The organism is Xanthobacter sp. 126 (assembly GCF_000526175.1).
Lineage (GTDB): Bacteria > Pseudomonadota > Alphaproteobacteria > Rhizobiales > Xanthobacteraceae > Xanthobacter > Xanthobacter aminoxidans.
This window is the reverse complement of record NZ_JAFO01000001.1, coordinates 3,152,543-3,176,807: the sequence shown is the minus strand read 5'-3', so window position 1 is coordinate 3,176,807 and position 24,265 is coordinate 3,152,543. Positions and strand designations below refer to the sequence as shown.

The 24,265-nt window shown below is 67.2% G+C and carries 24 protein-coding genes; 13 read left to right on the top strand and 11 right to left on the bottom strand.

Going from position 1 to position 24,265, the window contains the following annotated elements; all coding sequences use genetic code 11:
• Position 1: 1 nt before the first annotated feature.
• Entirely contained in the window at positions 2–2,329 is a 2,328-nt protein-coding gene (locus tag XAN126_RS0115150; protein ID WP_029877236.1) for a lytic transglycosylase domain-containing protein, read from the bottom strand.
• Positions 2,330–2,710: 381 nt separating this feature from the next.
• Here XAN126_RS0115150 and dapA point away from each other — a divergent pair, with 381 nt between their 5' ends.
• Positions 2,711–3,601, top strand: a complete 891-nt coding sequence (gene dapA / locus XAN126_RS0115145) for a 4-hydroxy-tetrahydrodipicolinate synthase (protein ID WP_024279433.1) — start codon at positions 2,711–2,713, stop codon at positions 3,599–3,601.
• A gap of 24 nt (positions 3,602–3,625) precedes the next feature.
• On the top strand, positions 3,626–3,868 hold the full coding sequence (locus XAN126_RS0115140; protein WP_024279432.1) for a hypothetical protein: 243 nt from the start codon (positions 3,626–3,628) through the stop codon (positions 3,866–3,868).
• A gap of 116 nt (positions 3,869–3,984) precedes the next feature.
• Here XAN126_RS0115140 and XAN126_RS29055 read toward each other — a convergent pair whose 3' ends face one another.
• Entirely contained in the window at positions 3,985–4,200 is a 216-nt protein-coding gene (locus tag XAN126_RS29055; protein ID WP_024279431.1) for a hypothetical protein, read from the bottom strand.
• A 9-nt stretch (positions 4,201–4,209) separates the two neighbouring features.
• On the opposite strand from XAN126_RS29055, the gene smpB reads away from it, so the two are divergent.
• From smpB to XAN126_RS0115120, 3 genes are read left to right on the top strand one after another with little or no spacing between them, the layout of a single operon-like run.
• Entirely contained in the window at positions 4,210–4,686 is a 477-nt protein-coding gene (smpB, locus tag XAN126_RS0115130) for an SsrA-binding protein SmpB (protein ID WP_024279430.1), read from the top strand.
• Between the two features lie 13 nt (positions 4,687–4,699).
• Positions 4,700–5,104 (top strand): VOC family protein, encoded by a 405-nt coding sequence (locus tag XAN126_RS0115125; protein ID WP_024279429.1) that lies wholly within the window; start codon positions 4,700–4,702, stop codon positions 5,102–5,104.
• Positions 5,101–5,673 (top strand): peroxiredoxin, encoded by a 573-nt coding sequence (locus tag XAN126_RS0115120; protein ID WP_024279428.1) that lies wholly within the window; start codon positions 5,101–5,103, stop codon positions 5,671–5,673. The genes XAN126_RS0115125 and XAN126_RS0115120 overlap by 4 nt, the downstream gene beginning before the upstream one ends.
• A gap of 18 nt (positions 5,674–5,691) precedes the next feature.
• On the opposite strand, the gene XAN126_RS0115115 is transcribed toward XAN126_RS0115120, so the two are convergent.
• A complete protein-coding gene (locus tag XAN126_RS0115115; RefSeq protein ID WP_029877235.1) occupies positions 5,692–6,348 on the bottom strand; it encodes a uracil-DNA glycosylase in 657 nt (218 codons plus the stop codon).
• Between the two features lie 20 nt (positions 6,349–6,368).
• Positions 6,369–6,977, bottom strand: a complete 609-nt coding sequence (locus tag XAN126_RS0115110; RefSeq protein WP_024279426.1) for an NYN domain-containing protein — start codon at positions 6,975–6,977, stop codon at positions 6,369–6,371.
• A 215-nt stretch (positions 6,978–7,192) separates the two neighbouring features.
• On the opposite strand from XAN126_RS0115110, the gene rpoZ reads away from it, so the two are divergent.
• From rpoZ to XAN126_RS0115095, 3 genes are all read left to right on the top strand, one after another.
• On the top strand, positions 7,193–7,582 hold the full coding sequence (rpoZ, locus tag XAN126_RS0115105; protein ID WP_024279425.1) for a DNA-directed RNA polymerase subunit omega: 390 nt from the start codon (positions 7,193–7,195) through the stop codon (positions 7,580–7,582).
• A gap of 345 nt (positions 7,583–7,927) precedes the next feature.
• Positions 7,928–8,245, top strand: a complete 318-nt coding sequence (locus tag XAN126_RS0115100) for a hypothetical protein (protein WP_024279424.1) — start codon at positions 7,928–7,930, stop codon at positions 8,243–8,245.
• Positions 8,246–8,256: 11 nt separating this feature from the next.
• Positions 8,257–9,198, top strand: a complete 942-nt coding sequence (locus XAN126_RS0115095) for an AEC family transporter (RefSeq protein WP_024279423.1) — start codon at positions 8,257–8,259, stop codon at positions 9,196–9,198.
• Here XAN126_RS0115095 and gluQRS read toward each other — a convergent pair.
• The gene (gluQRS, locus tag XAN126_RS0115090; RefSeq protein ID WP_024279422.1) at positions 9,177–10,097 is read right to left on the bottom strand and encodes a tRNA glutamyl-Q(34) synthetase GluQRS; all 921 of its coding nucleotides are present in this window, start codon (positions 10,095–10,097) and stop codon (positions 9,177–9,179) included. The two genes, XAN126_RS0115095 and gluQRS, sit on opposite strands and share 22 nt — an antisense overlap.
• A 57-nt stretch (positions 10,098–10,154) precedes the next feature.
• On the opposite strand from gluQRS, the gene XAN126_RS0115085 reads away from it, so the two are divergent.
• The 3 genes from XAN126_RS0115085 (at position 10,155) to XAN126_RS0115075 (ending at position 12,243) form a co-directional block, all read left to right on the top strand.
• Positions 10,155–10,805, top strand: coding sequence for a DNA-3-methyladenine glycosylase (locus XAN126_RS0115085; protein ID WP_024279421.1), 651 nt, complete (start codon positions 10,155–10,157; stop codon positions 10,803–10,805).
• A 14-nt stretch (positions 10,806–10,819) separates the two neighbouring features.
• The gene (locus XAN126_RS0115080; RefSeq protein ID WP_024279420.1) at positions 10,820–11,524 is read left to right on the top strand and encodes a prolyl oligopeptidase family serine peptidase; all 705 of its coding nucleotides are present in this window, start codon (positions 10,820–10,822) and stop codon (positions 11,522–11,524) included.
• 161 nt (positions 11,525–11,685) lie between these two features.
• Positions 11,686–12,243 carry an HNH endonuclease gene (locus tag XAN126_RS0115075; RefSeq protein ID WP_081762648.1) on the top strand — a complete coding sequence of 186 codons (558 nt, stop codon included), beginning with the start codon at positions 11,686–11,688 and terminating at the stop codon, positions 12,241–12,243.
• A gap of 166 nt (positions 12,244–12,409) precedes the next feature.
• On the opposite strand, the gene sseA is transcribed toward XAN126_RS0115075, so the two are convergent.
• From sseA to XAN126_RS0115055, 4 genes are all read right to left on the bottom strand, one after another.
• The gene (gene sseA / locus XAN126_RS0115070; RefSeq protein WP_024279418.1) at positions 12,410–13,282 is read right to left on the bottom strand and encodes a 3-mercaptopyruvate sulfurtransferase; all 873 of its coding nucleotides are present in this window, start codon (positions 13,280–13,282) and stop codon (positions 12,410–12,412) included.
• Between the two features lie 67 nt (positions 13,283–13,349).
• Positions 13,350–14,378: a cysteine synthase A gene (locus XAN126_RS0115065; RefSeq protein ID WP_024279417.1), complete on the bottom strand. Its 1,029-nt coding sequence runs from the start codon at positions 14,376–14,378 to the stop codon at positions 13,350–13,352.
• A 124-nt stretch (positions 14,379–14,502) separates the two neighbouring features.
• Entirely contained in the window at positions 14,503–15,978 is a 1,476-nt protein-coding gene (locus XAN126_RS0115060) for a deoxyribodipyrimidine photo-lyase (RefSeq protein ID WP_024279416.1), read from the bottom strand.
• A 91-nt stretch (positions 15,979–16,069) separates the two neighbouring features.
• Positions 16,070–17,416 (bottom strand): MFS transporter, encoded by a 1,347-nt coding sequence (locus tag XAN126_RS0115055; protein ID WP_024279415.1) that lies wholly within the window; start codon positions 17,414–17,416, stop codon positions 16,070–16,072.
• A 626-nt stretch (positions 17,417–18,042) separates the two neighbouring features.
• Between XAN126_RS0115055 and XAN126_RS0115050 the strand changes: the two genes are divergently transcribed.
• Positions 18,043–21,771 (top strand): vitamin B12-dependent ribonucleotide reductase, encoded by a 3,729-nt coding sequence (locus XAN126_RS0115050; RefSeq protein WP_024279414.1) that lies wholly within the window; start codon positions 18,043–18,045, stop codon positions 21,769–21,771.
• Positions 21,772–22,178: 407 nt separating this feature from the next.
• Positions 22,179–23,087, top strand: a complete 909-nt coding sequence (locus tag XAN126_RS0115045; RefSeq protein ID WP_155982316.1) for a reverse transcriptase domain-containing protein — start codon at positions 22,179–22,181, stop codon at positions 23,085–23,087.
• A 48-nt stretch (positions 23,088–23,135) separates the two neighbouring features.
• Here XAN126_RS0115045 and XAN126_RS0115040 read toward each other — a convergent pair whose 3' ends face one another.
• Together XAN126_RS0115040 and XAN126_RS0115035 are read right to left on the bottom strand one after the other, a co-directional pair.
• Positions 23,136–23,675, bottom strand: a complete 540-nt coding sequence (locus XAN126_RS0115040) for a hypothetical protein (RefSeq protein WP_024279412.1) — start codon at positions 23,673–23,675, stop codon at positions 23,136–23,138.
• Between the two features lie 154 nt (positions 23,676–23,829).
• Entirely contained in the window at positions 23,830–24,258 is a 429-nt protein-coding gene (locus XAN126_RS0115035; RefSeq protein ID WP_024279411.1) for a Rieske 2Fe-2S domain-containing protein, read from the bottom strand.
• Positions 24,259–24,265: the final 7 nt, after the last annotated feature.

Below are 24,265 nucleotides of genomic sequence, written 5' to 3'. Positions count from 1 at the left end.
CTCAGCGCCCGCCGCGCAGATCGGCTTCCATCTGGAGCTTGCTCGGGATGTTGAAGCGCACCTTGTAGACTTGGTAGTTCTCCATCACTCGCTGCACGTAATTGCGGGTCTCGGAGAAGGGGATGCACTCCACCCAGTCCACCACGTCCACGTCGGGGTCGCGCGGGTCGCCGTAGCGGGCGATCCACTTGGCGACGCTGCCGCGCCCGGCGTTATAGGCTGCGAAGGCCAGCACGTAATTGCCGCCATATTGCGCCACCAACTCGCCCAGCTCGGCGGCGCCGAACTGCACATTGTAGGACTGGTCGCTCATGAGCCGGCGCTCGTCATAGGCGACGCCGGTGGTCTTGGCGACCTGCCGGCCGGCCTCGGGCGTCACCTGCATGAAGCCCATGGCCTTGGCGCTGGAGACGATGGCGGGATTGAACTGGCTCTCCTGACGGGCGATGGCATAGACCGCCGCCTTGTCCACCGGGTCGCCGATGGGGCTGTAATTGGGCAGGCCGAAGGTCGGGAAGGCCTCGGCCTCTAGCGGATGGCCCTCGGCAAGTCCCTCCTTGCCCACCACCAGCGCGCCGCGCGGATCGCTGTTGGATTCCGCCAGTGTCGCGAGCATGGCGAGCTGGCTCGAATCCTCCATCCGCCAGGCGAGGTCGTAATAGATGGTCAGCGGGATGTCGCGCGCGCCCACGGCATAGAGCATGTGGATCGCCTTCACCGGCTCCAGGCGGGCAAAGGTGTCGCGCGCGCCGAAGGACGGGGAGGGTGCGCCGCGCAGCACTACGGGGGCCATGCCGAGCTTGGTGCGCGAGAGCTGGCCGTAATAGGTCGCCGGGAATTTGGCCGCCGCCTGATAGCCGGCATTGGCCCGGCCACGATCACCCATCGCCTCGGCCGCGCGGGCCTGCCAGTAATAGGCGCGCGACAGCGTGATGGGGTGCTTCTGGTCGTCGTCGACCTTGGCGAAATGCTGGGCTGCCCGGCTGGGGTCCTTCAGGAAGCGCAGGGCGATCCAGCCGGCGGTCCATTGCTGCTCGGCCCGATAATTGTCGGCCTGTGGCGGCACGCCTGTGGCGGCGACCTTGTAGGCGGTCTGGAAATCGCCGGCATCGAGCAGTTCACGCGCGACGAGGCGGCGTTCGATCCACCATTCGTCCGGGTCCGCCAGCACCTGATCGGAGCTGGAGCCGGCGAGCAGGGCGCGGGCCGCTTCCTGAGGCTTGTCGGCCCGGCGCAGCAGCTGGGACTTGGCGAACAGATAGGCGGGGTCGCTCGACAGCGTGAACGGCACGAGGCCGAGCAGCTTCTCGCCGTTCGCCTCCTTGCGCGCGATCGCCATGCGCGCCTTGGTGAGCGCCACGATATCGCTACCGGCGCGCGCGGCGGCGCGCAGGGCGCGGTCGGTGTCCGGCTTGTAGCTGAAGTGGTCGGCCCTGAGCTTGTGGTCGGCGCGGGTCAGGAAGCCGGAGAACTCGTCGATGATCTTGCTCTCGAAGAGCTCGTTCAGCTCGTCGTTGCGCCAGGCGTCGCGCACCCACTCGGCCGCGTCCTGCCGCTTGCCGATGGAGACGAGATAGCGGGCGAGCGCCACCTTGCCCTCGCCGGAGAGCGGCGCCTGATCGGCGAAGAAGGCCTGCGCCTTGGCCGGGTCCTTGTTTTCCTGGAACAGCACGCGCTCGGCGCGACGGCGCAGGGTGGACTGGGTTGGCCAGCCCGGCTTTTCCTGGATGAATTCGTTGATGGCGTTGAAGCCGAGATCGTTGGGGGCATGGCGGATGACGAGCCATGTCACCAGCGTGCGCGCCACCGGATCGTCGAGCTGCTGGGCCGCACCCATGGCCTCGGCGGCGCGGCCGTTGCGGGCGGCGTTCACCGCGACCTTCAACGCGGCGAGGTCGCCGCCGGGGATGCTGGACGACGCGCCGACCGTCGGCGCTGGCTGATGGACGGTGGGCGCAACACGTGCCGCAGCGGGCTTGCCGGCGGACGGCTTGGTGGACGCGCTCTTGCTCGCCGCGGGCTTTGCGGCCGTGACAGGCTTCGCAGGCGTGGACGACTTCGCGTCCTTGGACTTCGTGTCCTTGGCCTTGGCGTCCTTTGCCTTGGCATCCTTGGCCTTGGAATCAGCCGCCTTGCTGTCCTTGGATTTCGCGTCCTTGGCGTGGGCATCCTTCGACTTGGCGTCGGTCGACTTCGAATCCTTGGAGGTGGACGCGGACGGCTTGGCCGGGGGTGTCGGCGCGGATTCCGCAACCGCCGGCATCGCCCCGCTCCAGGCGAGGGCGAGCGCAAGCGCGCTCACGGACATCAGGCTCGAGACAGACGACATGAAGCTTCCTCGCGGGCGCGGGCTGTGGTGGCGTATTCCCCCACCCGCATGTTCGGCCACCGGCGTTGACGAAACCCTAACCTCAATGAAGTCCGAAAACCGGGCGAAACCACGGCTTTCGGGACCTTGGCGGTTGTTCCGGGGCAAATCTGCCGCAGGCTACCCCCTTGCGGCAGTTTGCTACCATTCCCGAAGGGCATTTTGCCCTCATGGCAACGATCGTAGCAGCGCATCCCCCTTTCCGGCCGGGCGGCAAAAGGATAAGGGTCAAGGTCCGCACCCGCCGCTCTCCCGAGCCGGCGCGGCGCCGGGCCAGTCGTTCGCGGCAGGTCCCGGCCAACCACAAGCTCCCAGGAACCCAAGGCGTTCGCCATGTCGCCCATCCCGTCTGCGTCCCGTTTCCGCGGCTCGTTCACCGCCCTCGTCACCCCGTTCCGCGACGGCGCGCTGGACGAGAAGGCGTTCCGTGCCTTCGTGGACTGGCAGATATCCGAAGGGACGCACGGCCTCGTCCCGGTCGGCACCACGGGCGAAAGCCCCACCGTCTCCCATGAGGAGCACAACCGCGTGGTGGAATGGACCGTGGAGCAGGCCGCCGGCCGCGTTCCGGTCATGGCCGGCGCGGGCTCCAACAACACCGCCGAGGCGGTCGCGCTGGCCGAGCATGCCCAGAAGGTCGGCGCCGACGCGCTCCTCGTGGTGACGCCCTACTACAACAAGCCGACGCAGGAAGGCCTCTATCGCCATTTCAAGGCGATCGCCGACGCCGTGGACCTGCCGATCTTCATCTACAACATCCCGAGCCGCTCGGTGATCGACATGTCGGTCGAGACCATGGCCCGGCTGTTCGAGATCAAGAACATCGCCGGCGTGAAGGACGCCACCGCCTCCATGACCCGCGTGTCGCTGCAGCGGCAGGTGCTGGGGCCGGACTTCATCCAGCTCTCGGGCGAGGATGCGACCGCCCTCGGCTTCATGGCCCATGGCGGACACGGCTGCATCTCGGTTGCCTCCAACGTCGCGCCGCGCCTGTGCTCGGAGTTCCAGCTGGCCTGCCTCGCGGGCGACTTCAAGGCGGCGCTGGCGATCCAGGACAAGCTGATGCCGCTGCACACGGCGCTGTTCGTGGAGACCAACCCGGCGCCCACCAAGTATGCCCTCTCGCTCCTCGGCAAGATGAGCGAGGAGGCGCGCCTCCCCATGGTGCCGGTCTCCGAGACCACCCGCGCCGTGGTGCGCAGCGCCATGGTGCAGGCCGGCCTCATCAACTGAGGCGGCATCTGCTATGCTTCGCCCATGACCAAGTTGCTGGATGAAGCCATAGCGGAAATCCGCAAGCTGCCCGACGCCGAGCAGGACCGCGCCGCGGCCCTGCTTCTCGCTCTCGCGCACGAGCAGGATGACGACGCCGCGAACTACCGGCTGACGCCGGAGCAGGTGGCGCAAATCGAGGCGACGCTCCGCGCCATCGAGGCGGGCACGATGGAATTTGTCAGCGAGCAGGAGATGGCTGCTGTGTGGGCTCGCTTCGGGCTGTGAGGGTCAGGTTTGCGGCACCCGCGCTGCGCCATCTCGACGAGATTCACAGTTTCATAGCAGCGGATAATCCCGCTGCGGCCTCCCGAGTCCTGGGCGAGATCCGAAAAGCGGTTACGTTATTGCAGATCGCTCCCAATGTCGGACGGCGTGGAGAGGTAGATCGCACCCGCGAATGGGTTGTCCGCCAGCGGCCTTACGTCATCGTCTATCGTATCGAACCAGCGGAAGACCTTCTCACCGTGCTCGGCATCTACCACACCGCTCGCCGACGCCCCTGACGGCTGGCTGCCCATTCCCTTGCCGCTTGCTTCGGCGGTGCGCTGCGACCACATTCCCCCATCATGACATCCAAGAAGACCGAAGCCCCCCGCAAGATCGCCGCCGACAACCGGCGCGCCCGCTTCGATTTCGAGCTGGGCGAGACGTTCGAGGCCGGCATCTCCCTCACCGGCACCGAGGTGAAGAGCCTGCGCAACGGCAAGGCGACCATCGGCGAGAGCTACGCCGCCCAGAAGGAGGGCGAGATGTGGCTCTACAACGCCTATATCCCCGAATATCTGGAAGCCAACCGCTTCAACCACGAGACCCGCCGGCCGCGGAAGCTGCTGCTGCACAAGCGGCAGATCGCCAAGCTCGGGCAGGCCGTGGAGCGCGAGGGCATGACCGTGGTGGCGACCAAGATCTATTTCAACGATCGCGGTCGCGCCAAGGTGGAGCTGGCGCTGGCCAAGGGCCGCAAGGCGCATGACAAGCGCGAGGCGTCCAAGGAACGCGACTGGGCGCGCGACAAGGCGCGCCTGATGCGCGAGCGCGGGTAAGGGAAGGGGCGTCATGCCGGGCAAGATCGCCTTCGACCATTGCGTCGTCCATGTGAGCGATTTCGCCCGCTCCAACGCCTTCTATGCCTCCGTGCTCGGCGCGGAGGTGGTGACGGTGGGCACGGGCTTCGCCTACCGCTTCGGAGACCGCCAGCTGAACCTGCATGGGCCGGGCGTCGATCCGGTGCCGGTGGCGCGTCTGCCGGTGCAGCCGGGCAATTCCGATCTGTGTTTCCGCTGGGATGGCCCGATCGCGGAGGCCGTGGCGCACCTCGCCGCTCATGGCATCACGCCCGAACTCGGCCCGGTGCGTCGCTTCGGCGCCCGTGGCCACGGCACCAGCGTCTATTTCCGCGATCCGGACGGGTCGCTGCTCGAATTCATCTCCTACGAAACCTCTCAGGGGGACGCGTCATGAGCACTTCCGGCTACACAAGCCTGCCCGATGACCTCCCGTCGCCGGAAGACGACGGCCTCGCCGCGCACCTGCCGGGGCTGGAGCTGCCCATCATCAACCTCCCCGCGACGGACGGCCGGCACATCGATCTGTCCGGCCTTTCGGGTCTGACGGTGGTCTATGCCTATCCGCGCACGGGCGTGCCCGGCCAGCCCTTGCCGGAGGGCTGGAACGCCATTCCCGGCGCGCGCGGCTGCACGCCCCAATCCTGCGCCTTCCGCGACCACTTCGCCGATCTGCGCGACGCCGGCGTGGAGCATGTGTTCGGCCTGTCCCTGCAGGACAGCGACTATCAGCGCGAGGCGGTGGAGCGGCTCCATTTGCCATTCCCGCTGCTCTCCGATCATCGGCATGAGCTGACCACGGCCATCCGCCTGCCGACCTTCGAGGTGGAAGGCGCGAAGCTGCTGAAGCGCATCACCCTCATCATCGAGGAGGGCGCGATCAGCCACGTCTTCTATCCGGTGTTCCCGCCGGACCGGAACGCGGCGGACGTGCTGGCCCATTTGCGCCGGGGGCGGGAGGGTTGAGCACTCAGCCCAGGCAGCTCAGCCCAGATTCGCGCGGACGGCGGAAAAGACGGACCGGAACATCTCGGGCGTCAGCACGCCGGTGTTCGTGTTGTAGCGCGAGCAGTGGTAGCTCGCGAACAGCCGCACGCTGCCCACCTCGTCCGAGACGCCATGGCCGAACTTGAGCCGCGAGGCCTTCTGGCCGAGCGCGGCAAGGGTCGAATCGTGGGCGATCTTGCCCAGCGTGACGATGGCCCGGAGCGCCGGCATCTCGGCGATGGCGGCGGAGAGGAAGGGCCGGCAGGTACGGATTTCCTCGGGCGTCGGCTTGTTCTGGGGCGGCACGCAGCGCACGGCATTGACGATGCGCGCGCCGGTGAGGGTCAGGCCATCTTCCGGGTGCGCCGCATAGGGGCCACGCGCGAAGCCGTATTCGATCAGCGTCGCGTAGAGCAGGTCGCCGGCATAGTCGCCGGTGAACGGGCGGCCCGTGCGATTGGCACCCCGCAGGCCCGGCGCGAGGCCGACGATCAGCAGCGGCGCGTCGACCGGACCGAAGGCGGGCACGGGCGCATTGTGCCATGCGGGTTCATTCGCCCGCCATTCCTCGCGGAAGTCCACGAGGCGCGGGCACAGCGGGCAGTCGCGCCCCGGCTCTGAGGCCGGGGCTGCGGCGGCCGCTTTGGCAGCCATCTTGGCGGACACCGGCGGCGTCAGTCGTTGCTGTCGCCGGCCGCGGTCGTGGCGCTGCGCCGCTCGAGGAACCGGGGCGTCTCCTGCATCCGGCCCTGCCGCTCGGACGGGTCGCGGCCGATCTTGGGCTGGAGGTCCACCAGATCGATGAAGACGTCCGCCTGACGGCGCAGGTCATCCGCGATCAGCGGCGGCTGGGTGGAGATGGTGGACACCACCGAGACCCGCACACCCTTGCGCTGCAGCGCCTCCACCAGCGAGCGGAAGTCGCCGTCGCCGGAGAACAGCACGATGTGGTCCACATGCTCGGCGAGCTCCATGGCGTCCACGGCGATCTCGATGTCCATGTTGCCGCGCACGCGGCGCCGGCCCTGCGCGTCCGTGAACTCGCGGGCGAGCTTGGTGACCACCGAATAGCCGTTGTAATCCAGCCAATCGAGCAGCGGCCGGATGGAGGAATATTCCTGATCCTCGATCAGCGTCGTGTAGTAGAACGCGCGAAGGAGGTATCCGCGGCTCTGGAACTCCTTGAGGAGCCGCTTGTAGTCGATATCGAAGCCCAACGCCTTGGTCGCGGAATAAAGGTTGGCGCCATCAATGAGAAGAGCGATCTTTTCCTGGCCCTGCATACAAAGGTCCGCCGATGGAATGGGAAGGGCAGAACGGGAACGGCTGCAAACCACGTCGTCCTGTCGCCTTTCTCCGACGAAGAACCGTTCAAGGCAAGCGAAAAAGGCGCGGCGCTTGGCCGGCGGGGTTGCCCCTTTGGCCGAATTGCTGTATCGACGCCCTCTTCTCAAGGCCTGTATTCTGTGCGCATCGCGCATAAGGGAGTGACGAGCCGATGGCCCGTGTCACCGTAGAAGACTGCATCGACAAGGTGGACAACCGGTTCGAGCTGGTTCTGCTCGCCGCCCACCGCGCGCGCATGATCTCGTCCGGCCAGCAGATCACCATCGACCGGGACAACGACAAGAACCCTGTCGTCGCCCTGCGCGAGATCGCCGACGAGACCGTGAGCCCCGAGGATCTCAAGGAAGACCTCATCCACTCGCTGCAGAAGTACACCGAGGTGGATGAGCCCGAGCCCGAGGCCGTGCCGCTCATCGCGTCCAGCGACAGCTCCGGTGGCGAGGACAGCGATGTCATGCTCGACCGCATGACCGAGGAAGAGCTGCTCGCCGGCCTGCAGGGCCTTGTGCCGCCCGAGCACAACGACGACGACGAGGGCTGATCGCCGCTTTGGCGACGGACCCAGCATTCGCGGCCGGGCACTGCCCGGCCGTTTGCGTTTTGGGCGCCCGTCATTGGCATTTCACGGCTAAAACGATTTGCCCATCGGTTGACGCCCCCTTCCGGGGAGCCTAACGTCCGCGCCATGCTTCGTTCCGGATGCCATATGCCGGCCCACCTTCCGGCCCTTCGGCGAATTCCTCGCCCGGTCGACCCTGTCGGCCGGGTAGACTTGCGCGCCTGAGGCCGTCGACGGCCGCGGCGCGATCCTCCGCCGGGGCAGGCCCATCAGGTGACTGCCCAGAGAATTGCGCGGCAAGGCCCGCACCAGTCCGGATCGCCCCCTATGTCCAGCCGTGAACCCGCCGCTCATCGCGACGGCTCCTCCCCTGTCCGTCCCCAACAGTCTTCGTACCGTCTCGCCGTCGCGGCCGAGCCGGAAACCAATCTGCTGCTGCGTCTGCTTGAGCCGTTCGTGATCCACGACGTCCTGCCCAGCCGCGTCGACTGCCGGACGGACGCAGACACCCTCAGCGTCACCATCGCGTTCGCCGCGGAGGAGGCCGTCGCCGTACGCCTCGGCCAGAGGCTCGGCGTCATGGTGGGCGTCCGCACGGCGGACCTCACGACCGCCGAGGAGACGGCGCAGATGCGGGCGGCCTGACGGAAACGGCCATGCTCAACACGCTTGCGGACATTTCCGTCATCGTCCTGCCGGTGTTCGGCATGGTGCTGGTGGGCTACATCTCCGCCCGGGTCGGCCTCGTCAGCGAACGGGCGACGGACGGGCTGGCGGAGTTCGTGTTCAGCCTGTCTGTGCCGGTCCTCATCTTCAAGACGCTGACCGAATCAAAGCTGCCCGAGGCCCAGCCGTGGGGCTACTGGATCGCCTATTTCGCCGGCGCCTTCTTCGTGTTCGCCATCGCCATGGTGGCGGCGGAGCGGCTGTTCGGGCGGGGGCGGCAGGAGGCGGTCATCCACGGCTTCGCCGCGGGCCAGGCCAACACCGTGTTCGTCGGCGTGCCGTTGATCCTGAAGGCCTATGGCGAGGCCGGAGCGGTACCGCTGTTCCTGCTCATCGCTATCCACCTGCCGGTGATGCTGGTGGCCGCTACCGTGATGCTGGAGGGCAGCCACGGCTTCTCCCGCGCGACCATGATGCGGCTCGGCAAGGCGCTCGCCTTCAACCCCATCCTGCTCGGCATCTATGCCGGGGCGCTGGCCAAGGTGGTGGGCGTCCAGGCCGTGGGCGTGCCGAAGCAGATGATCGACCTTCTCTCCGCCGCCGCGACGCCCTGCGCGCTCATCTCCCTCGGCCTGTCGCTGAAGCGCTACGGCATGGCGGGGGGCGATCTCCTGCCCTCGGCGCTCATCAGCTTCCTGAAGCTCATCGTCCATCCGGCAGCGGTGTTTGCGCTCACCATGGTCTTCAGCATGCCGCCGGTGTGGGCCGGCGTGGCGGTGCTGTTCGCGGCCATGCCGAGCGGCGTCAACGGCTATCTTTTGGCGCAGCGCTATGGTGTGGGGGTGGCCACCTCCACCAGCGCAGTCTCGCTCTCCACGGGGCTTGCGGTGGTCACCGTGGCGTTCTGGCTCTACATCCTCGGGGTCGGCTGAAGCGGATCGAGCCCCAGCCGCGCGCGGATGTCGTCTGGTGTCGCGCCGCAGTTTCTGAGCGCCAGGAGGCTGGTGGCCGAATTGCTCTTGGAGAGTTTGTGGCCGCTGCCGTCGAGGATCAGCCGGTGGTGGTGATAGACCGGCGTTGCAAGGCCAAGCAGCCGCTGCAGCAGAACGTGGACCGAGGTGGCGGGAAACAGGTCCATGCCGCGGATGACGCGGGTGATGCCCTGCAGCGCGTCGTCCACCACCACTGACAGATGATAGGACGTCGGCACGTCCCGCCGCGCCAGCACCACGTCACCCCACTGCGCCGGATCGGCTGGCGCCGGGACGGCCGGACCTTCCGGCAGATCCCGGGCTTCCGGCCAGAAGAGCGGCCCGTTGCCGATAGCCTCCATCGCCGCCGCCATGTCGAGCCGCAGCACATAGGGCTCGCCCGCCGCCCGCCGCTGCGCGCGCTCCCCATCGGACAGCCCTGAGCGCAGGAAGGGATAAAGTGGCGCCCCGTCCGGGTCCCGTGGGGCCGGGTGCCCCCGCTTCGCCTCGGCCTCGATCACTGCGCGCGCGATGTCGGAGCGGCTCTCGAAGGCGGGATAGACGAGGCCCATGACCACCAGCCGCGCCATTGCTTTGGCATAGTCCGCGAAGTGCTCGGACTGGCGCCGCGGCGGTGCGGCGGGCACGATGCCGAGCCAGGCGAGGTCATCGAGGATGCCCTGTTCGAATTCGGGTCGACAGCGGGTGGTGTCGATGTCCTCCATGCGCAGCAGGAAGGTGCCGCCCGTGCGGGCCGCCGCCTCGGCATTCACCAGCGCTGAGAAGGCGTGGCCGAGATGCAGCCGGCCGTTGGGGCTCGGTGCGAAGCGGCAGACGAAGGGAAGGGGAGGCTGGGGCATGGCGTCCGCTATTAGAGCGATATCCCGTTGTGACAGACAAGCCTGTGGGTTTGCGTGATGAAGGAGCCGCTGCTCACCGACCAAGGCGTGTTCGACCGCGCCTTCGCGCAACTGCTGGAGCTTGATGATCGCCTCGTTCCGGTGGCGGAGGTGGCCGGCCGCCCGGCCCTGCGCCGCCGGCCGCCCGGCTTCGCCGGCCTGTGCGCGGTGGTGATCGCGCAGCAATTGTCGGTGGCCTCGGCGCGGGCTATCTCCGCCCGGTTCGAGGCCGCGATGGGCGGGACGCCCACGGTGGAGGCCATGCTGGCCGCGCCGGTGGAGACATTGCGCGCAGCTGGTCTGTCCGCACCGAAGATCCGCACCCTCACCGGCATCGCCCGCGCTCTTGCGGAAGGCGAGGTGGACCTTGAGGCCGTGGCGCGCATGGAGGCGGATGCCGCGGCCGAGGTGATGACGCGGCTGCCCGGCATAGGGCTTTGGACCGCCGACATCTACCTCCTGTTCTGCCTCGGCCGCGCCGATGCCTTTCCCCATGGCGACCTCGCGCTCCAGGTGGCGATGGGCGATGCGTTCGAACTGGGTGGACGCTGCACGCCCCTCGGCCTGCGCGCCATCGCCGAGGATTGGCGGCCTCTGCGTGGCGTGGCGGCTCATCTGCTGTGGGCGTATTATGGTGCGCGGCGCGCCCGCCTCGGCGCCCCGGCCTGAGAAGAGCGTGCCCCATGTCCTTTCCCCTCGACGGCGTTTCCCTCGACGAGCCCGTTCTCGACGGCCCGCGCCTGCGCCCGCGAAACGGCGGCGATCCCGACAGCCTCGTGGTCCTGCTGCACGGCTATGGCGCGGACGGGCGCGACCTCATCGACCTCGGCAATGCCTGGGCTGATCTGCTCCCCGGCACCGCCTTCATCTCGCCCCATGCGCCGGACCCCTGCGGGGAGGCGCCGGTGGGGCGGCAGTGGTTTCCGCTGAGCTTCCGTGACCCCCACGAACTGGCCCGCGGTGCCGAGGCTGCGACGCCCGTGCTGGCGGCGTTCCTGGAGGTGGAGCTGGCGAAATACGATCTGCCGCCGTCGCGGCTGGCACTGGTCGGCTTCAGCCAGGGCGCGATGATGGCGCTGAAGATAGCGACCACCGCCGCCGTCGCACCGGCCGCCGTCGTCGCCTATTCGGGGCTGTGGGTGGAGGCTGCGGGCGGGGTGCCGCGCGACCTGCAACTCCGCACGCGCCCGCCCATCCTTCTGGTGCACGGCACGGAGGACGAAGTGATACCGGCCCAGGCCCTGTTCGCCTCCGCCCGCGGCCTCGCCGATGCCGGCGTGCCGGTGGAGTGGCACCTCAGCCAGGGGCTCGGGCACGGCATCGACGATGGCGGCCTCGCCCATGGTGGCGCCTTCCTCGCCGAGTCCCTCGCAGCAAAGCCGCGCTGAGACGGTAACGGAAGCAGGCACTGGCCGTGGAGCGAGTAAATGCCCGGAAATGGCCGTGGTTTGGCCTCGGCTTCACAACAGTGACACGGAGCATATAGAGTATCCGCCGCGCACCGGGATCGTCAGGCGCGATTCGGGTGCGAAGACGAGGAGTTCGGTCCTTGACCACTGCTTTGTCACCAGGTGCCTGGCCAGCGCTCGTGCTCAACGCGGACTACCGCCCGTTGAGCTATTACCCGCTGTCGGTCTGGAGTTGGCAGGATGCCATCAAGGCGGTCTTTCTCGACCGGGTGAACATCGTCGAATATTACGACAAGGCGGTGCGAAGTCCGGGCTTTGAAATCCGGCTGCCCAGCGTCGTTTCACTGCGCACCTTCGTGAAGCCGACCCGGCAGCCCGCCTTCACCCGCTTTAACGTCTTCCTGCGCGACCGCTTCTCCTGCCAGTATTGCGGCTCCCGCGAGGATCTCACCTTCGACCACGTGATTCCGCGCTCGAAGGGAGGCCAGACGACCTGGGAGAACGTGGTCGCCGCCTGCTCCCCCTGCAATCTGCGCAAGGGCGGCCATATGCCGGCGGATGCGGGGATGTGGCCCGCCCAGACGCCGTTCCAGCCCTCCGTCCACGATCTCCATCAGAACGGCCGGCATTTCCCGCCGAACTACCTGCATGAGAGCTGGATGGACTATCTCTACTGGGATACTGAACTCGATCCGTAGGCGATGTCGCCTCGCCGGGATCCGGCGGCTTCAGCGCGTGTGCCGGCGATCCCGCAAGCGCGGACACGGTTCAATTTGGGATGCGAAACGTTCCGGAGCCGGCTCCGCTGGAACAGGCTCAGAACGACGCTGCCGCAGGCGCGGCCCCGCTCCAGGTTGCGCGCCGTCAGCCGACGGCGATCTCCTTGCCGCTCGCGCCCCATTCGGTCCACGAACCGTCATAGAGGGCGAGGGGCTGCTTGCCGACCATCTCCAGCGCCACCCAGAGGATGGCGGCGGAGACGCCAGAGCCGCACGAGGTGATGACCGGGCGCGCGAGGTCGAGGCCGGAGCCGTCGATGGCCTTGCGCAGCTCGGCCGGCGGCACGAGGCGTCCGTCCTTCACGAGCAGGCCGTGCGGCAGGTTGAAACTTCCCGGCATATGCCCGGAGGGCAGGCCCTCGCGCGGCTCCGGAGCCTCGCCACGGAAGCGGGTGTCCTGGCGGGCGTCCAGCACCTGCGCGGAGCCGGTCTTGAGCGCCTGATCCACCCGCTCGATGTCGGCGACGAGGGAATGGTCGAAGCGCGGGGTGAAGCTCGCCGGCAGACGACGCACCGGGCCATCCTCCAGCGGGCGGCCTTCGGCCTTCCACTTGGGCAGGCCGCCATCCAGCAGCTTCACGTCGCCCGCGCCGAAGGCGCGGAAGGTCCACCACACGCGCGGCGCGGAGAACAGGCCGACGGAATCATAGACCACAACGCGCAAGCCATCCCCGATGCCCAGCGCCCCCACCGCCACCGCGAAGCTGTGCGCGTCCGGCAGCATGTGGGGCAGGGGCGTGGAGTGGTCGGCGATAGTGTCGATGTCGAAATGCACCGCGCCGGGAATGTGCTCGGCGAGATATTCCTTGGCGCCGCTGCGGCCGGAATTCGGCATGTGCCAGGAGGCGTCCACCACCACGAGGTCCGGCGCGCCGAGATTGGCCGCGAGCCACTCGGTGGAGACGAAGGGGCTCTCGGGGGTGTCCACCGGCAGGGTAGTCTCGGACGCAGTGCTCATGACGATCTCGCTCGCGTTCGGGCGGGGGCGCGGTTTCCTCGGCTGGAACGCGCCCCGCGTCAAGCCGTCAGACGAGGACGTTCGGCACCTCGGCCTTGCGCTCCAGCCACGCCGGCACCGGCAGGTTCTTGGAGCGCAGGAATTCGGGGTTGAACAGCTTCGACTGGTAGCGGGTGCCATAGTCGCAGAGGATGGTCACGATGGTGTGGCCCGGCCCCAGCTCCTTCGCGAGGCGGATGGCGCCGGCGACGTTCACGCCCGACGAGCCGCCGAGGCACAGGCCCTCGTGCTCCAGCAGGTCGAACACCACGGGCAGCGCCTCCTCGTCCGGGATCTGGAAGGCGGCATCCACCGGCGCGTCGACGAGGTTGGCGGTGATGCGCCCCTGTCCGATGCCCTCGGTGATGGAGGAGCCCTCGGCCTTCAGTTCGCCGGTGGTGTAGTAGGAATAGAGCGCGGCGCCCATGGGATCGGCGAGGCCGATCTTGATGTCCTTGTTGCGGGCCTTCAGCGCCATGCCGATGCCGGCCAGCGTGCCGCCGGTGCCGACGGCGCAGATGAAGCCGTCCACCTTGCCCTGCGTCTGCTCCCAGATTTCCGGGCCCGTGGTGTCGATATGGGCCTGCCGGTTGGCCACGTTGTCGAACTGGTTGGCCCAGATGGCACCGTTGGGCTCGGTCTTGGCCAGCGCTTCGGCGAGGCGGCCGGAGACCTTCACGTAATTGTTGGGATTGGCGTAGGCGACGGCCGGCACTTCCACCAGCGTCGCGCCGGCGAGCCGCAGCATGTCCTTCTTTTCCTGGGACTGGGTCTCGGGAATGACGATCACGGTGCGGAAGCCGAGCGGCGCGGCCACCAGCGCGAGGCCGATTCCCGTATTGCCGGCCGTGCCCTCCACGATCACCCCGCCGGGCTTCAGCTCGCCGCGGGCCACCGCATCCTGGATGATGCCGAGCGCCGCGCGGTCCTTCACCGACTGGCCGGGATTGAGGAACTCCGCCTTGCCGAGGATGTCGCAGCCGGTCTCCTCGGAGGCCCGCTTCAGACGGATAAGGGGTGTGTTTCCGATGGAGTCCACAAGGCCGTTACGGATCATGGAAGAAATACCTTCATCGCAATGTGAAATTTAATGGGCCCTATGCTGCCTCGGCGCGCGTCTCCCCTCAATAGCGGCGTTGCAGGGCCGGCGCAAACTCATGGGATCGCGCCAGGAAGAGGCGTCAGCGGACGGCCGCGCGCGCTTCAGCGGGGGCCGCGTGCCGCAGATGTTCGAATGCGCGCAGGGCGCAGTCGCGGGCGGCGGCGTGGTCCACGAGGGGCTTGGGATAGGTGTGGCCCAGCCGGATGCCGGCGGCCGCGAGGGTGTCCTGCGGGGCGGTCCACGGGTGGTGGATGAGCTTCGCCGGCAGGCGCTTCAGCTCGGGCACATAGGTGCGCACATAGGTGCCTTCGGGATCGAACTTCTCGCCCTGCATCACCGGATTGAAGATGCGGAAATAGGGCGCGGCATCGAGGCCGGAGCCGGCGACCCATTGCCACGACGCGGCATTGTTGGCGGCGTCCGCGTCCACCAGTGTGTCCCAGAACCAGTCTTCGCCGGCGCGCCAGTCGATGAGTAGGTGCTTGGCGAGGAAGGAGGCCACCACCATCCGCACCCGGTTGTGCATCCAGCCCGTCTGCCAGAGCTGGCGCATGCCCGCATCCACCAGCGGATAGCCGGTCAGGCCGCGCCGCCACGCCTTCAATTCGCCGGAGCACTCGCGCCAGGGGAACGCGTCGAAGCTCGGCTGGATGTTGCGCCGGGCGATGTCCGGCTCCTCGGCGAGGAGATGGTAGGAAAACTCCCGCCAGTAGAGTTCGGCCTCGAACTTGGCCGCGTCGCTTCCCGGCACCTCGCCTGCGTCCAACGCGTGGCGGACGGCGAAGAGGATCTGGCGGGGGGACATCTCGCCGAACCGCAGGTGCGGCGAGAGCCGGGAGACGTGCTCGAGGTCCGGCCGGTCGCGGCCGGTGGCGTAGCCCTTGAGGCCGTGGGCGATGAAGGCGGAAAGCCGCTCCCGCGCCGCCGCCTCGCCCACGCTCCATGCCGCGCGGAGCCCGCCGGCCCAGTCTGGCTTTTCCGGCTCCAGTGCGAAGCTCTCCAGCGTGTCGCCCTCCGGCGCACGGGTGACGCCCTTGAGGCGCTTCGGGGCGGGAAGGGGCGGGGAGAGATCGCGTTCGCGCAGGGCTGCGCGATGGAAAGAGGAGAAGGTGCGCGGCATGCGCCCCGATCCGCCCAGCACCGTTCCGGGTGGATGCAGCAGGTGGGCGCAGAAGCACAGCACGCGGCGATCCTCGGCCGCCAGCCGGGCGGTGATGGCCCGGTCCAGCTTGCCCTCGGCCTCACCCGCCCGATCATTGAACGCGACGGTGGCGGCGCCCAGCGCGGCTGCCACCTCCGGCACGATGCGGGTGGCCGGCCCCTGCCTCAGGATCAGGGGGATGCCATGATGGGAGAGGTCTGCCCTGAGCGCCCGAAGGGATTGGGCGAGCCACCAGCGGGCGGCGCCGCCGAGCGGGCGAATGTGGGGGCTGTCCTCGTCGAGGACGTAGAGCGCGGCGATGGGCGCGCCGGCCTCGGCGAGGGCGTTCAGCGCCGGGTTATCGGCCAGGCGCAGATCGTCGCGGAACCACAGGAGGGATGGAGCGGCTGTCATGACGCACCTTCCTACGCGGACGGGACCCGGGAGGTTCACTCCCTTTTCCCGTCCGGCGCAAGAGGCGCGTGACGTGCGGCGCGTCAGGCCCTCAGTGGTCCATGTTCACGTCGCGGGTTTCCTTGCCGATGAGCAGGGCTGTGAGCGTGAGCAGCGCCATGACGGAGAGATAGACGCCGACCCAGAACGGGCTGCCGCCGCCATAGCTCCACAGCGCCACCGCGATGAACGGGGCCACCGCCGCGCCGAGGATGGACGAGACGTTGTAGGAGATGCCCGAGCCCGTGTAGCGCACGTTGGCCGGGAACAGCTCCGGCAGCAGCGCGCCCATGGGACCGAAGGTGAGGCCCATCAGGGTGAAGCCGATGATGAGCCATGCCATCACGCCCACCGGCCCGGCGGAGAGGATCGGCACCCACAAAAGGCCGAACAGCACGATGGCGGCTGTGATGCCGATCAGCGTGCGGCGGCGGCCCCAGCGGTCGGCCCAGGGGCCGGACACCAGGGTGAAGATGCCGAAGAACACCACGCCGCCGATCATCATCAGCACGAAGGTGCGGTAGTCATAGCCGAGTCCCGGTACCGCCGCCGTCGTGGGCGCGCGGCCGTAGCTCAGCGAGAAGGTGGTCATCAGGTAGAACAGAACGTAGGTCGCGAGCATGTAGAAGGTGCCGAGGATCAGCTCGCGCCAGTGGGTCTTGAACGCTGCGGCCAGCGGCAGCTTCTGGATGCGGCCGTGCTCCAGCGCCTTGGCGAAGGCCGGGCTCTCCACCAGCGACATGCGCACCCACAGGCCCACGATCACCATCACCGCCGAGAACAGGAACGGCAGGCGCCAGCCCCACGACAGGAAGGCGTCGGACGGGCGGGAGGGATCGCTCGATGGCATGAGCGCCGCGATGGCGAGGAACAGGCCGTTGGCGATGATGAAGCCGATGGGGGCGCCGAGCTGCGGAAAGGTGCCGTAGACGGCGCGCTTGCCCGCTGGCGCATTCTCGGTCGCGACCAGCGCCGCCCCGCTCCACTCGCCGCCCAGCGCGAAGCCCTGGGCGAGGCGCAGGATCACCAGCAGCAGGGGCGCGAACCAGCCGGCGGTCTGGAAGGTGGGCAGCAGGCCGATGAGGAAGGTGGCGATGCCCATGGTGAGCAGCGCGCCCACCAGCGTGATCTTGCGGCCCTTCTTGTCGCCGAGGTGGCCGAAGAAGATGGCGCCGAGCGGACGCGCCACCATGGCCGCGCCGAAGATGGCGAAGGAGGCGAGGAGCGCCGTCGTGTCATTGCCGGCCGGGAAGAACAGGTGCGGAAACACCAGCACCGCCGCCGTGGCGTAGACGTAGAAGTCGTAAAACTCGATGGTGGTGCCGATCAGGCTCGCGAGGATGACGCGGGAGCGGGGATTGGCTGCAGGCACCGCGTCTGCGGCGAAGGTCGTGGACATGCCGGTACTTTCCAACTGCGCCCCGTAAAGGCCGGGAGCCGTTGGCGGCGGCTGAAGGGTCCGGCAATTTTCTGTCGCGACGGCAGGGGGCAGAGAAGGCCGGCGCGCAGGCTGTTTGCGGATTCTGATAATTTATTGTGTCCACCTTCGCCAGTGCTTGCGTCCTGAGCCGGCGAGAGGCCGCCCTGCGGGCAGCGCATGGCGGCCCGGCGGCGATCATCCCCATCCCCCATCGCAAGCTGTGGATGACGGTGATGACTTCTCCGCTACGGCCACCGGGCTCCAGCCTGTCACAGACTGGTGAAAATCGAGCCGGCGCAAGGCCCGTTAGGAATTTGATAACCTGCGGGTAGGCACCATATATAGTAGGAAGAGGGGTCAATGGCCCCCAAATGGTGTCAAGGAGGGGTTTGACCGGCGGGCCAGACTCGCACTAGCGTTCGGTCCTCGGCAGCCGGCATCCCACGGGTACGTATCGGTGGATGCTGGCGGGCCTCCCGGAACCCGCGAATTTCCAACCCGCCTGGCGCGGCGCGCTGCGCCATGCCCGTCGGTTTGTCACGTCCGCCATATTCGTCTTGTAGACTGATCGGCCCGAGCGGGGCCGAGCCGAAGGAGCACCGGTCATGCGCGTTGAACGCCGCTACACGCAAGAGGGTCGTTCCCCTTACGCGGACATTCCGTTCCGCGAGACCGTGAGCGAGATCCGCAATCCCGACGGCTCCGTGGTCTTCCGCCAGGAGGGCATCGAGGTGCCTGCGCAGTTCTCGCAGGTCGCATCCGACATCCTCGCCCAGAAATATTTCCGCAAGGCCGGTGTGCCCGCGCGCCTGAAGAAGGTGGAGGAGAATTCCATCCCCTCCTTCCTGTGGCGTTCCGTGGCCGACCACGAGGCGCTTGCGGGCCTGCCCGAGAAGGAGCGCCTTGTCGGCGAGACCTCGGCCAAGCAGGTGTTCGATCGTCTGGCCGGCACCTGGACCTACTGGGGCTGGAAGGGCGGCTATTTCGACAGCGAGGCCGACGCGCAGGCCTTCTTCGACGAGCATTGCTACATGCTCGCCATGCAGATGGCCGCGCCCAACTCGCCGCAGTGGTTCAACACCGGCCTGTTCTGGGCCTACGGCATCGACGGGCCGGGGCAGGGCCACTTCTATGTGGACTACCAGACCGGCGAGCTGACCGCCTCCACCTCGGCCTATGAGCATCCCCAGCCGCACGCCTGCTTCATCCAGTCCGTCAGCGACGATCTGGTGAGCGACGGCGGCATCATGGACCTGTGGGTGCGCGAGGCGCGCCTGTTCAAGTACGGCTCCGGCACCGGCTCCAACTTCTCCGCGCTGCGCGGCGAGGGGGAGAAGCTGTCCGGCGGCGGCCGCTCGTCCGGCCTCATGAGCTTCCTCAAGATCGGCGACCGCGCGGCGGGCGCCATCAAGTCCGGCGGCACCACCCGCCGCGCCGCCAAGATGGTGGTGGTCGACGCCGACCATCCGGATATCGAGGCCTATGTGGACTGGAAGGTGATCGAGGAGCAGAAGGTCTCCTCCCTCGTCACCGGCTCCAAGCTCAATGCCAAGCACCTCAAGGCCGTGCTCAAGGCCTGTGTGAACTGCGAAGGCAATGGCGACGACTGCTTCGACCCGGAGAAGAACCCGGCTCTCAAGCGCGAGATCAAGGCCGCCCGCAAGGCGGCGGTGGCCGACGCTGCCATCCGCCGGGTGATCCAGTATGCCCGCCAGGGCTACAAGGACATCGATGTCGCCATCTACGACACCGATTGGGATGGCGAGGCGTACATCACCGTCGCCGGCCAGAACTCCAACAATTCCGTCCGCGTCACCGACGACTTCCTGCGCGCTGTCGAGGCCGACGAGGACTGGAAGCTCATCCGCCGCACCGACGGCAAGGTGGCGAAGACCATCAAGGCCCGCGAGCTGTGGGAGAAGATCGGCTCGGCCGCGTGGCACTGCGCCGATCCCGGCATCCAGTTCCACACCGCGGTGAACGACTGGCACACCTGCCCGGCGGCCGGCGAAATCCGCGCCTCCAATCCGTGCTCGGAATACATGTTCCTCGACGACACGGCCTGCAACCTCGCCTCGCTGAACCTGCTGCAGTTCCGCGACGCCGAGAAGCGGTTCGACGTCGAGAGCTACGAGCACGCCGTGCGGCTGTGGACCGTGGTTCTGGAAATCTCCGTGCTGATGGCGCAGTTCCCCTCGCGCCGCATCGCCGAGCTCTCCTACGAGTACCGCACGCTGGGCCTCGGCTACGCCAATATCGGCGGCCTGCTCATGACGAGCGGCATTCCCTATGACTCGCCGCAGGGCCGTGCCATCTGCGGTGCGCTCTCGGCCATCATGACCGGCGTCTGCTACGCCACCTCCGCCGAGATGGCGAAGGAGCTGGGCACGTTCTCGGCCTATTCGGCCAATGCGCAGTCCATGCTGCGGGTGATCCGCAACCACCGCCGTGCCGCCCACGGCATCGCCGAGGGCTATGAGGGCCTCTCCATCGCCCCGGTGCCGCTCGATCACCTCTCCTGCCCGGACACCCGCCTCGTCGCCCATGCCACCGCGGCCTGGGACAAGGCGCTGGAGCTGGGCGAGAAGCACGGCTACCGCAACGCGCAGGTCTCGGTGATCGCCCCCACCGGCACCATCGGCCTGGTGATGGACTGCGACACCACCGGCATCGAGCCCGACTTCGCGCTGGTGAAGTTCAAGAAGCTGGCCGGCGGCGGCTACTTCAAGATCATCAACCGCGCCGTGCCCGAGGCGCTGCGCACCCTCGGCTACAAGGAAGCCGAGATCGCCGAGATCGAGGCCTATGCGGTGGGCCACGGCTCGCTCGCCAACGCGCCAGCCATCAACCACGGCTCTCTGCGCGCCAAGGGCTTCGACGACGCGGCCATTGCCAAGGCCGAGGCCGCAGTGAAGACCGCGTTCGACATCAAGTTCGCCTTCAACCGCTGGACGTTCGGCGAGGAATTCCTCGCCAACAGCCTGAAGGTGCCGGCGGCCCAGCTTGCCGACCCGAAGTTCGACCTGCTCGCCTTCCTCGGCTTCTCCAAGGCCGACATCGACGCCGCGAACGTGCACGTCTGCGGGGCGATGACGCTGGAAGGCGCGCCCTTCCTCAAGCCGCAGCACCTGCCGGTGTTCGACTGCGCCTCCCCGTGCGGCCGCATCGGCAAGCGCTACCTCTCGGTGGAGAGCCACATCCGCATGATGGCGGCGGCGCAGCCCTTCATCACGGGCGCCATCTCCAAGACCATTAACATGCCCAATGACGCCAGCGTCGAGGATTGCAAGGCGGCATACCTGCTCTCCTGGCGCCTCGCGCTGAAGGCCAACGCGCTCTATCGCGACGGTTCCAAGCTCTCCCAGCCCCTCAACGCCCAGCTGGTGGCGGACGAGGAGGACGAGGACGACGCGCTGGACGCCGTGCTCGCCCAGCCCAACGCGGCCCGCACCGCGTCGGTCACGGAGAAGATCGTCGAGCGGGTGGTGGAGCGCATCGTCGAGCACCGCGTGCGCGAGCGGGAGAAGATGCCCGACCGCCGCAAGGGCTACACCCAGAAGGCGGTGGTGGGCGGCCACAAGGTCTATCTGCGCACCGGCGAATATGATGACGGCCGCCTCGGCGAGATCTTCATCGACATGCACAAGGAGGGCGCGGCGCTCCGCTCGCTCCTCAACAACTTCGCCATCGCCATCTCGCTCGGCCTGCAATACGGCGTGCCGCTTGAGGAATATGTGGACGCCTTCACCTTCACCCGCTTCGAGCCCGCCGGCCCGGTGCAGGGCAACGACACCATCAAGTACGCCACCTCCATGCTCGACTATGTGTTCCGCGAGCTGGCGGTGAGCTATCTCGGCCGCAACGATCTCGGCCACGTGGACCTCTCCGAGACCGGCTTCGACGCCCTCGGCAAGGGCGTGGACGAGGGCAAGGCGCCGACCAATCCGTCGGCCCGCATCGTCTCCAAGGGTCTCGTGCGCGGCAAGACCGTGAACCTGCTGGTGTCCCAGCCGGTGGCCCCCGAGCCGCGTTCGGGCACCGACAACGTGACCATGCTCCGTGCGACCACCCTCGGCGCGACCGCGCTGAAGACCGACACCGCCGAACTCGCCGAGGCCTCGCCCGAAGTGGAGCACCTGGAGGCAGCGGTCGAAAGCCTGATGGAGAAGTCGCTCCCCTGGTCCGCCACGGCCCGCAAGGCCGAAGCTCGCGCCGAGGCCAAGGCCAAGGGCTATGAGGGCGAAGCCTGCCCCGAGTGCATGAACTTCACCATGGTGCGCAACGGCACCTGCCTGAAGTGCGACACCTGCGGTGGGACGACGGGGTGTAGCTGAGAGTTTTTATCTTTAGAGGGAGACCCAAAGTTGGGAATTCCAATCCAGAGTTTAAACTGCAGGCCTGTTCGCCAAACGCGCGGACTGGCCTGCGGCGCGGCGGCCGCCACTTGTGAAGGTTCGCCATGGGATTGGGGTCGAGTACCGCCGCTCAGTCGAGTGGTCCGCTTCCCCTTTTACGGATCGCAGGTGAAGGCCTGCGAGTTGCGAGTTAAGCCTGTCAAGGCTCGCCGCGAAGATCAGGTTGATGATTGTCAAGGTCATCTCCGTGGTCGGATCGACGAAACATCCTGGCAGGATGGCCGACAGCCCGATGAGGGTTGCTCGTCTAGCGTACTCGACTGCGTTGCACATCGGCACGGGTGTTCCGAAGCCTAACGAAGTATGTCCAGGCCGACCTACTTGAGGTGTACCGGCGCCTCGGAATCTGGGGGAGGAAGACCGTAAGCGGTCGGACTAGCCCGGTCGAGGGCTACCTTGTCGACCCACTGAAAATCCCCAAGCGGCTGTGCGATTCCGAGACCATGCGGCAGATCGTATTCGGCGATAGCGGGAAGCATGAGAGAATTAACGAGGTCCGGACGGAGGCCTACGGCATCCCGCAGGGTACTCCGATCTCCGATCTGCTTGCCAACATGTACATGCTGGACTTCGATCGGGAGATGAAGGGTCTCGCCGAGGCAAAGGGCGGAGTCTACATGCGCTACAGCGACGACATCTTGTTCGTCATCCCCGCCGACGGCATCGATGCTAAGGCGTTCGTCGAGCGGATCTCTCTCTCGATCAGCGATTACGGCGACACGTTGCGCATCGCAGATGACAAGACTTCGATCCACCGCTTCATCCCGGCGAACAAGGGACAGGACTGTCGCAACGTCGACGAAGCTCGGCCCTCGAAGCGGTTCGAGTACCTGGGCTTCAGCTATGACGGGTGCAAGGTCAGGATCCGGGATTCCACCCTGTCCGGCTTGGTCCAGAAGATCGCAGCCGTAACCAGGCGAGAAGCCTTCGCCGCGGCTCGCCGGTATCCCACCACGTCGGTCGCTCAGATCTGCGAGCAGTTCAACTATTCGGATCTATACTGTCGCTTCCTGAGAGTTCGCAACTTCGAAACGGTCGAGGACAAGTCGGGCTGGACTTTCTGGACGTACGTTCGGAAGATCGAGGCGACCATGAAGGTGGATGGTCGTCCGGCAATAAAACAGGTCAGGAAGCTGAAGGAGCAGATTCGGAGGCGCTTCCGGCTGTACGTGCAGAAGAGCCGGGACATCGCTAGCGCGAAAGCGCTCTCGACGGTGGTCGTTCAAGGCCGTTAGCCCGGCAGACGGAGGCGGGGCAGCCCTCCGTCCCCGAAAATCGCCCTGTCAGGCAGCGTTCTTGATGCTCAGGCCGTCCTCGTAGGACACTTCCTTGTAGTTCGAGACCTCATCATACTTCAGCCCCACGTCGGCGAGGGCGTCGAGCTTGGCGGCAGTGTCGAACTTCTTGAGCTTCACCTTGTCCACGTAGAAGGTGTCGATCAGCTCGTTGTAGACCGATGTGTCGTCGATGAAGATGGCGAAGATCTTCACGTCGCCGAAGCGGATCAGCAACCGGTTGCCCTGGGGCAGGTCCGAAATATAGACGAAATACTTGCCGTCGGCATCGAGCGCGGCGCCGAGCGTTTCCACCAGCTTGGGCAGGTCTTCGTAGCTGGTGATGGAGCCGGCGAGGAAGCCGATGGCGGGCTTGCCGTCTTCGGCGACCGAGAACACCTCCTTCAGCACCGTCTCCGGGCCGTCATAGGAAATCTCGCCGCGGAAGCCAAAGCGGCCGGCCACATGGGTGTCGGCGTTGAGAGTCGGTTTCAGCAGGCGGCCCTCGGTGCTCAGCTTGGCAAAAGGCGTGTCAGCAACAGCGGTCATGGGAAGTTCCTTGGGTGAGGTCGTTATGGGCGTGCCCCAAAAGGCGTGCCGTGGAGAACCTCGTGTGCCGGCCATGGAGGGCCGGACCGGGCACGAGGCCCCGGTCTGCCGTGCCCTTCGGACACGACCTCTGGTCCAGCGGAGGCGATGCGCCTCAATCGCCGGTAATCAACACCTCGGGCATCTCGTTGGGGTCCTCCACGTCCAGGCCGTCCTCCTCGGCGAGGGGGACGTTGACGAGGCAGACGTCGCCGTCATCCACGACGATCTCGATGGGGGTGAGAGACTTGCCCTTGCAGGGGCCAATGAAGCAGACGCCGGTGTCGGGGTCGAACTTCGCCTGATGTCGCCCGCAGGCGAGGAAATTGGCTTCGCGGTCCAGGAACTCGCCGGGATAGGCGTCGAGCCGCTTGCCCTCGTGCGGGCAGACATTCTCGTAGCCGTGGAAGCTGTTGCCGCGGCGGGCGATGAAGATCGGCCACGCCTTCTTGTTGCCGTCCTCGTCGAGCCGCGCGAGCACGAAGCCGCGGGCGTCGCCATCCTGAATCTCGTAGGTGGCGCAGATGGCGAAGAGTTCGGTCATCACAACA

Coding starts and splice junctions, on each gene's coding strand:
- XAN126_RS0115140 (WP_024279432.1), top strand. CDS start 3,626: ATGACCAAGTTGCTGGATGAAGCCATAGCGGAAATCCGCAAGCTGCCC.
- XAN126_RS0115080 (WP_024279420.1), top strand. CDS start 10,820: ATGTCCTTTCCCCTCGACGGCGTTTCCCTCGACGAGCCCGTTCTCGAC.
- XAN126_RS0115125 (WP_024279429.1), top strand. CDS start 4,700: ATGCCGGGCAAGATCGCCTTCGACCATTGCGTCGTCCATGTGAGCGAT.
- XAN126_RS0115110 (WP_024279426.1), bottom strand. CDS start 6,977: ATGCAGGGCCAGGAAAAGATCGCTCTTCTCATTGATGGCGCCAACCTT.
- XAN126_RS0115050 (WP_024279414.1), top strand. CDS start 18,043: ATGCGCGTTGAACGCCGCTACACGCAAGAGGGTCGTTCCCCTTACGCG.
- XAN126_RS29055 (WP_024279431.1), bottom strand. CDS start 4,200: ATGTGGTCGCAGCGCACCGCCGAAGCAAGCGGCAAGGGAATGGGCAGC.
- XAN126_RS0115115 (WP_029877235.1), bottom strand. CDS start 6,348: ATGGCTGCCAAAGCGGCCGCCGCAGCCCCGGCCTCAGAGCCGGGGCGC.
- XAN126_RS0115055 (WP_024279415.1), bottom strand. CDS start 17,416: ATGTCCACGACCTTCGCCGCAGACGCGGTGCCTGCAGCCAATCCCCGC.
- XAN126_RS0115035 (WP_024279411.1), bottom strand. CDS start 24,258: ATGACCGAACTCTTCGCCATCTGCGCCACCTACGAGATTCAGGATGGC.
- XAN126_RS0115065 (WP_024279417.1), bottom strand. CDS start 14,378: ATGATCCGTAACGGCCTTGTGGACTCCATCGGAAACACACCCCTTATC.
- sseA (WP_024279418.1), bottom strand. CDS start 13,282: ATGAGCACTGCGTCCGAGACTACCCTGCCGGTGGACACCCCCGAGAGC.
- XAN126_RS0115040 (WP_024279412.1), bottom strand. CDS start 23,675: ATGACCGCTGTTGCTGACACGCCTTTTGCCAAGCTGAGCACCGAGGGC.
- XAN126_RS0115100 (WP_024279424.1), top strand. CDS start 7,928: ATGTCCAGCCGTGAACCCGCCGCTCATCGCGACGGCTCCTCCCCTGTC.
- smpB (WP_024279430.1), top strand. CDS start 4,210: ATGACATCCAAGAAGACCGAAGCCCCCCGCAAGATCGCCGCCGACAAC.
- XAN126_RS0115150 (WP_029877236.1), bottom strand. CDS start 2,329: ATGTCGTCTGTCTCGAGCCTGATGTCCGTGAGCGCGCTTGCGCTCGCC.
- XAN126_RS0115060 (WP_024279416.1), bottom strand. CDS start 15,978: ATGACAGCCGCTCCATCCCTCCTGTGGTTCCGCGACGATCTGCGCCTG.
- gluQRS (WP_024279422.1), bottom strand. CDS start 10,097: ATGCCCCAGCCTCCCCTTCCCTTCGTCTGCCGCTTCGCACCGAGCCCC.
- XAN126_RS0115085 (WP_024279421.1), top strand. CDS start 10,155: ATGAAGGAGCCGCTGCTCACCGACCAAGGCGTGTTCGACCGCGCCTTC.
- XAN126_RS0115120 (WP_024279428.1), top strand. CDS start 5,101: ATGAGCACTTCCGGCTACACAAGCCTGCCCGATGACCTCCCGTCGCCG.
- rpoZ (WP_024279425.1), top strand. CDS start 7,193: ATGGCCCGTGTCACCGTAGAAGACTGCATCGACAAGGTGGACAACCGG.
- XAN126_RS0115095 (WP_024279423.1), top strand. CDS start 8,257: ATGCTCAACACGCTTGCGGACATTTCCGTCATCGTCCTGCCGGTGTTC.